The 6,541-nt window shown below is 66.2% G+C and carries 5 protein-coding genes, 1 tRNA gene and 1 rRNA gene; 3 read left to right on the top strand and 4 right to left on the bottom strand.

The features are described 5' to 3' along the window. The first annotated feature begins 145 nt into the window (after positions 1 to 145). Both rrf and H7F49_RS16315 read left to right on the top strand, forming a co-directional pair. Positions 146 to 260: ribosomal RNA gene (gene rrf / locus H7F49_RS16320) — 5S ribosomal RNA — on the top strand. A 136-nt stretch (positions 261 to 396) separates the two neighbouring features. Then, positions 397 to 473 (top strand) — tRNA-Met (locus tag H7F49_RS16315). Positions 474 to 516: 43 nt separating this feature from the next. On the opposite strand, the gene H7F49_RS16310 is transcribed toward H7F49_RS16315, so the two are convergent. From H7F49_RS16310 to H7F49_RS19795, 4 genes are all read right to left on the bottom strand, one after another. Then, on the bottom strand, positions 517 to 792 hold the full coding sequence (locus H7F49_RS16310; RefSeq protein ID WP_185684642.1) for a hypothetical protein: 276 nt from the start codon (positions 790 to 792) through the stop codon (positions 517 to 519). Positions 793 to 903: 111 nt separating this feature from the next. After that, a complete protein-coding gene (locus H7F49_RS16305) occupies positions 904 to 2,022 on the bottom strand; it encodes a helix-turn-helix domain-containing protein (protein ID WP_185684641.1) in 1,119 nt (372 codons plus the stop codon). 141 nt (positions 2,023 to 2,163) lie between these two features. Further along, positions 2,164 to 3,141 carry an MBL fold metallo-hydrolase gene (locus H7F49_RS16300; RefSeq protein ID WP_185684640.1) on the bottom strand — a complete coding sequence of 326 codons (978 nt, stop codon included), beginning with the start codon at positions 3,139 to 3,141 and terminating at the stop codon, positions 2,164 to 2,166. Then, complete coding sequence (locus H7F49_RS19795) at positions 3,141 to 5,444, bottom strand: TonB-dependent receptor (RefSeq protein WP_328806820.1); 2,304 nt, start codon at positions 5,442 to 5,444, stop codon at positions 3,141 to 3,143. The genes H7F49_RS16300 and H7F49_RS19795 overlap by 1 nt, the downstream gene beginning before the upstream one ends. Positions 5,445 to 5,607: 163 nt before the next feature. Between H7F49_RS19795 and H7F49_RS16290 the strand changes: the two genes are divergently transcribed. Continuing rightward, the gene (locus tag H7F49_RS16290) at positions 5,608 to 6,516 is read left to right on the top strand and encodes a LysR family transcriptional regulator (RefSeq protein WP_185684638.1); all 909 of its coding nucleotides are present in this window, start codon (positions 5,608 to 5,610) and stop codon (positions 6,514 to 6,516) included. Positions 6,517 to 6,541 lie beyond the last annotated feature (25 nt).

Below are 6,541 nucleotides of genomic sequence, written 5' to 3'. Positions count from 1 at the left end.
CTAACCGGTCCTAATAACTCTGATCATGCTTGAGAGTCCCACCATCAATGACAGCCCTGCACCGCAGGGCTTCGGCGAGGACGGACGATCATCCAGCCACATCACAACATCAAAAGACATCGATTAATGTGCACGGGCACCATTGCTTGGTGACCATAGCGTCTGTGACCCACCCGATCCCATCTCGAACTCGGCCGTGAAACCAGACCGCGCCAATGGTACTAACGCTCAAGCGTTGGAAGAGTAGGTCGTCGCCAGGCATTGCTGCCCGTGCCATAAAAACCCATTCACTTGTCATGCAAAGCCGCTGCCGGATAACCCCGAGCGGCGGCTTTTGCGTTCTCCGGCTCAATCATGCCGGAAAAACGGGCCGGCACAACCAGCCCCAATTGGTGACGCGGGGTGGAGCAGCCCGGTAGCTCGTCAGGCTCATAACCTGAAGGTCGCAGGTTCAAATCCTGCCCCCGCAACCAAATCAAAGCACAAGCTTCCCGACATCCCTGTCAGCCCTGGCCGTCAGGGCCTGGAGAACTCAGCTCGCGCTGATTGCTCGAGCGCGAAGAGCGGGTGCCGGTCGTGGTTGTTGCTATCCAGCCTGAAGGGCAGGCCCAGAATGCGCCGCCCGGGTACGCTGCTGGCGTCCTCCGCATCGATCTGGCTGAGGCTTCGTTCGCTCAACAGTTCCCGAAACGCCGTCGCGTTGATGCGCCAACCGGCTACGCCGAAACCCGAGGCTTCGGCGACATCCAGTTCCTGTCGCATGCGTTCGAGCAGGGGGGCTTGGCGGGTCATTAACTTCCGTTAGCACGCCAAGGGTTTCCCCAAGGTTTACGTTTCCCTTCGCACCGACCGGCAACGCGCGATGGCCCAGACCGGGTCCGCCGGTCGCCTCACAGTCGTGATTCAGGCTGCATGCCCAGGATCCGAGACCCGCTTGCGCCACGCCGACGGGGTGGTCCCGGTGCAGGCGAGAAAGGCCCGGTTGAAGCTGGCCTTGGACGAGAACCCGGCGTCCAGCGTGATGGTCAGCACATCCCTGGAATCCCCCGCGGCTAGCGCCGCCATGACCGCCTTGCAGCGCAGGCCGTTGACGAAGGAGGAGAAATTGACGCCCAGACCCTCGTTCAGGGCGCGTGACAGGTAGCTGGTGTTGGTTCCCAGCAGACGGGCGAGCCTGGCCAGGTCAAGATCGGGATCGGTCGCCCATCCCGCGGTCTCGATCTCGCGGGCCCACTCTTCCGCTTGCTGCGCCCAGTCCCGTCGCGGCGATGGGGCCAAGCCCGTGTCGGCGGCGAAGACCGTGTCCCAAGACGGAAACGGATCGTTGGCGTGGCGCCAACCCTCGATGGCGAGGAACAGCGCCACCGCGGCGATCAGCAGGTACAGCCACATCAGCCCCTTGTAGCCGAGGGGACTGACCCAGTCCCACAGCAGCGCGCCGCCCCAGCTGATCCATAGGAGGGCAAAGGCCAGCAGGGCCTGGGTGAGCCAGCGCGCGGCGAACCGCCCCTCATCCCCGGTGACATTGGCGAGACCCGCGCGGTACTCGCGGAGCATGGCGGCGGATCGGGCAATGTGGAGGGCAAAGCTGGCAATCAGGGCCAGGGCGAACAACGGCGAGATCGTTGCGCCCACAATATCCGCCCACCGGTTCTTCAGATCGAGCGGCAAACAGAAGCTGATCGCCTGAAAGCCGAATTCGATGAGCCCGGGCACCAGCATGACGCGCCAGTGCCGCGGCAAGGCTCCTTTCAGCAGGGCCTCGACATACAAGCGGAGCAGGGCCGGCACCAGCAGGGGCACCGCCACCGGCAGGAAGGTCAGCCAGGGCCACTGATCGTAGGCCCCGGCAAAGCCGATGAGCCAGGGGGTGAACACGCCGACCAGCGTGACGATCAGCGCGCCGAGCACCCGGTTCGCCAGGCGGTTGCGCAGGTTGCTCGCCAGTGCCGCCGCCAGGCACAGCAGAACGGCGGCAGCCACCAGCAGCGAAGCGCTGCGCCAGCCCAGGACAAGGTTCATGTCCCGATCTTAGCCTCTGTTGCCGTGAAACGGAAACAGCGGTCCGGTGCCGTTTCCCCGCAAGCGGAAAAGACACCCGCCGCCGGTCGCGCCGGGCCAGTCAGGGCTTTGCGCCAGGTCGGCCGGCGGCGGCCGGATCCTTCAGAAGCAGTCGAGATCGCTCGCCAGGGCCACCTCTCCGCGGAAACCTTGCCGCACCTCTTCCAGCACCGCGGCGAGCCGCGCCGGTCCGGCCGTGCCGCCGGCAAAATGGGTGACAACCAGCGCCTTCGTCCCCGCGCGGGCCGCCAGCTTGCCGACATCCTGCGGGCTGAGGTGATGGGTGGTCAGGTGCCTGACCATGTTCTGCCGGGCGATGACGGGCATATCGGGAGAGTTCTGCCCCACCCGGGCCATGGTGGTATCGATGTCGATCATCTCGCTCACCAGCAGGTCGGCTCCGGCGGCCAGTTGTTCGACCGCCGCGCTCGGGCCCGTGTCGCCGGTATAGGCAATCGACCGGCCCGGGACATCGAAACGCAGCGCCAGGGACTTGTAGGACTGATCCTCGGGGCTGCCGGGGGCGAAATCGTAGTGGCTGTTCTGGACGGCCCGCACGCGCATGTCACCGACCGCGAAGTCGGCCCCACCGGCGATCTCGACCGCGGTGACCGATTCTTCGGGCGGCCCCCAGGGCTGGCCCGGGATGCCGTAGCCGGCCTTGGCCGCGGGCTGCATCGATGCGACGATTCCGGCCACCAGTTGCCGGGTGCCGGGCGGGCCATAGACGGTCAGCCGGTCCTTGACGAGGATCTGGTTGCGCAGCGCCAGGACGGCGTTGAGGCCCCCGGTGTGATCGGCATGGAGGTGGCTGAGGAACACCGCCTTGACCCGGGGCAGGGCGATTCCGGCCCGCGCCAGTTGGCCGACTGTCCCGTCGCCAGCATCGACCAGGTAGACCGCGTTGCCCCGGACCAGGGCGTTCGCGGGTTGCGAGCGGTTGTCGTCCGGTACCGGTCCGCCCATCGTGCCCAGCGTCACCAGGGCAATCGGAACGGCCGGGCAGGGCTTGGCCGCCGCACCCGCAGGTCCGGCAACCAGCGCCCCCAGGACAAGCGCCGCAATCGCGCCGCCGCGCATCAGAAGCGGTAACCCACGCGGAAGCCCCAGACCCGCGGCGGCGCCAGCTTGCCCACCGGGAAGTCGAGCACCGGCCGGGTTCCCGCACGCTGCAGCACGGTCTCGTTCTCGATGTTGTTCACGAACAGCGTCGCCGTGACCGTGCCATCGGCGAACTCGCCGGTCAGGTAGGCATCGGACATCATGTACGAGCCCTGCGGCTCTTCCGGACGGAAGTTGGCATTGAGGAAGCGCGAGCTTTCGATCGTGGTGCGCGCGCCCACCAGGATGCGGACGCTGTCGTTGACCGGGAAGGCATGTTCGTACCCGGCGTTGATCGACCAGCGCGGGGCGTTGACCGCCGGCTTGCCCGAACAGTCGATATCGTAGAACCGGGCCGTGTTGCCCGCCACGGTCGGGTTGGCGAGGCGGCTGCCAAGCACCGTGCAGCCCGTCGCCACCGGTGCGCCGGTGCCGGAGAAGTTGGCGGTCCTCAGACTGTTGTACTTGCCGTTCAGGTACTGGACGTTGAGGTTGAGACGATCGTTGGCGGTCGGCTGCCACAGCGTCTCGAGCTCAAGCCCGTACATCCGCGACTTGCCCGCGTTCTCGGTCCGCGACCCCTGGGCGAAGATGCCGTTGCCGGTCAGGATGCCGCCGACAAAGGTGATCTGCTGGTCCTTGTAGTCCCAGTAGAATGCTTCGAGATTGACCTGCAGCGTGTTGCCGAAGAACCGGTTCTTGGTGCCCAGGGTGTAGGCGGTGAGCAGCTCGGGCGCATAGGTGTTGGCCGGCGGAGCCGCGACGAAGAAACCACCCGACTTGAACCCGGTCGCCACGTTGGCATAGACCAGCGAGGCGGGACCGGCATTCCATTCGAGCCCGGCCTTCCAGGTGAACTTGTCGAAGTCGAGCGATCCGGACGCAGGGGCGCCGAGGGCCGGATTGACCGGTCCGGGCCGCCCGCCCGAGACGCTGGCGGTGGACTGGTCCTTCGATTCCTTGGTGTAGCGGCCGCCCAGCACCACCCGCAGGCTGTCCGTCAGCGCATAGGTCAACTGCCCGAATCCGGCATAGCTCTTGGTGTTCACGTTCGGGGTGAAGCGGGTGGTGGACAGATCGCCCTGACGGAAGAAGTTCAGCGAGGCGAGGTCTTCCGAGAAGTAGAAGACGCCCAGCTGATAGGTCAGGGGGCCGGTGCCGTTGGAGGCCAGGCGGGTCTCGAAAGAGAACTGCTTGGCATTCTCCTGCACCTCGCCGCGGAAGCCGGGCAGCCAGGTGACATAGTTGATGTCGGACTTGCGGTACGCCGGCTGGACCGTCAGCGTGGCGAAGCCAAGATTGGCCTCGATCGTTCCGCTGATCCCGTAGGTCTGGTTGTCCATGAACCCGGTGGTCTGGGGCACGTCGATGCAGCCGCTGGTGACGAAACCGCCCGCTCCGCCGCAGAACGGCGGCGCGAAGCGGGTGGCCGCGAAAGCGCGGATCGCATCGGTCGCGCGCGGGCTGGCAAAGCCGACCCGGCCGGCGAGCGGCGGTACGGCGAAGGCCGAATTGGGCAGCAGCACGCCGCCCGCGCCCTTTCCGCCCTGATCGAAATAGTCGCCGACGATCAGCACCGAGACATCGTTCGAAGGCTTGACCAGCAGCGAAGCGCGCAGGGCCTTGCCGTCCTCGTCGTCATAGCCGTCGGACAGGTAGCCGTCGTGCGCGATCAACTGGCCCGCCACGCGCAGGGCGGCCGACCCACCGAGCGGGACGTTGAGCGCGGCGTTGACGTTGCGGCCGTTGTAGTTCGACAGCTCGCCCATGAAGCTGCCGCTCACCGTGTCGAGCTGCGGCTTGCGCGGGACCACGTTGAGCGCGCCGCCCGTGGCGTTGCGGCCATAGAGGGTGCCCTGCGGTCCCTTGACCACCTCGACCCGCTCCAGATCGTAGAACACTCCGGCCAGCGCCGTCGGCCTGGCGACGTAGACGCCGTTGAAGTTGAAGGCGACCGCGTTTTCCGAGAACGAGTTCTGCGAGTTGGTGCCCACCCCGCGCAGGAACAGGCTGGTCGTGCCGCCGGTGGGCGAGATTTTCAGCGCCGGAACCAGTTTCTGCAGGTCGGCGACGGCCGTCACGCCGAAGGTGATCAGCGAGTCCCCGCTAACCGCCGTGACCGGCACCGCGGCCCGCTGCAGGCTTTCTTCGCGGCGTTGCGCCGTCACCACGATATCGGCGATGCCGGTGTCGTCCTCTGCCGGCGCGGCAGCGCTGGCCGGGGCGCTCTGGTCTGCCGCGAGGTCTGCGGCTTGGGCCGGGGTGGAAAGGGATGCAAGCACGAAAAGAGCCGTCGAGCCAAGCAGGACTGGGCGCATGAGATTCTCCCTGATGCCCGCTGCGTCACTCGCACGGGCTTGATCGTCGAGATGTCTCACGCTGTCTGGAATTTAAAAAATCCCTTGTTTAGATTGGAACTCATTCGAAAACTGAATGGATAGGACGATGCGTTTCAAGGGTCTCGATCTGAACCTGCTTGTCCTGCTCGACGCTCTGCTCGAAGAGCGGAGCGTGACCGCGGCAGCCCGGCGGCTCAACCTGAGCCAGCCCGCGACCAGCTCGGCCCTGGCGCGGCTGCGCGACTACTTCGGCGATGAGCTGCTGCAGCAGTCCGGCCGCAATATGCTGCCGACCGCCCATGCCCTCAGCCTGCAGCCGCTGATCCGCGAAGTGCTGGGGGATGTCGAGCGCCTGGTCGCCGCCTCGTCGGGCTTCGATCCTGCCACCAGCGACCGGACCTTCCGGCTGGTCGGGTCGGACTACATCTTCATGACGCTGGTGGCGACCCTGATCGCCTCGCTGCAGATCGAGGCGCCGGGCCTGCGCTTCGAGATCTCCCCGCCCGACCCGGGCATCATCCAGCGTCTGGAGCGCGGCGACATCGATCTGCTGCTGACCCCGCGTCACTTCGTTTCGCCGAACCATCCGGCCGTCGCCATCTTCGATGAGCCGCACGTGGTGATAGGATGGAACGAAAACCCCATCTTCGCGGGCGAACTCACGCTTGAACAGTTTCTCGATGCGCCGCAGGTCGCGGTGCTGTTCGGCCCGACCCGAACGTTATCCTTCGCCGAGGAGCAGATGCGAGCCCTGGGTCTGCAACGGCGGATCGACGTGATCGCACCGACCTTCGCGGCAGTCCCCTGGGTCCTGCCCCATTCCTCGCGTGTCGCGGTGTTGCAGCGGCGCCTGGCCGAGGTTTTCGCCCGAACCCTGCCGCTGGCTTTGGCGCCATTGCCGTTCGCCATGCCGATGATGGAGGAAATGGCCCAGTATCACACCACCCGCGACCGGGACGCCGGGTTGCAGTGGTTGCTCGGACGGTTGCAGGACAGGGCCCGGCTCAGCGGCTAGACCCTTTTCGCACGCTTTGCAGTGG

The organism is Novosphingobium aerophilum, assembly GCF_014230305.1.
GTDB lineage: Bacteria > Pseudomonadota > Alphaproteobacteria > Sphingomonadales > Sphingomonadaceae > Novosphingobium > Novosphingobium aerophilum.
The sequence above is the reverse complement of the archived record's forward strand: the minus strand, read 5'-3'. Positions and strand labels throughout refer to the sequence as shown.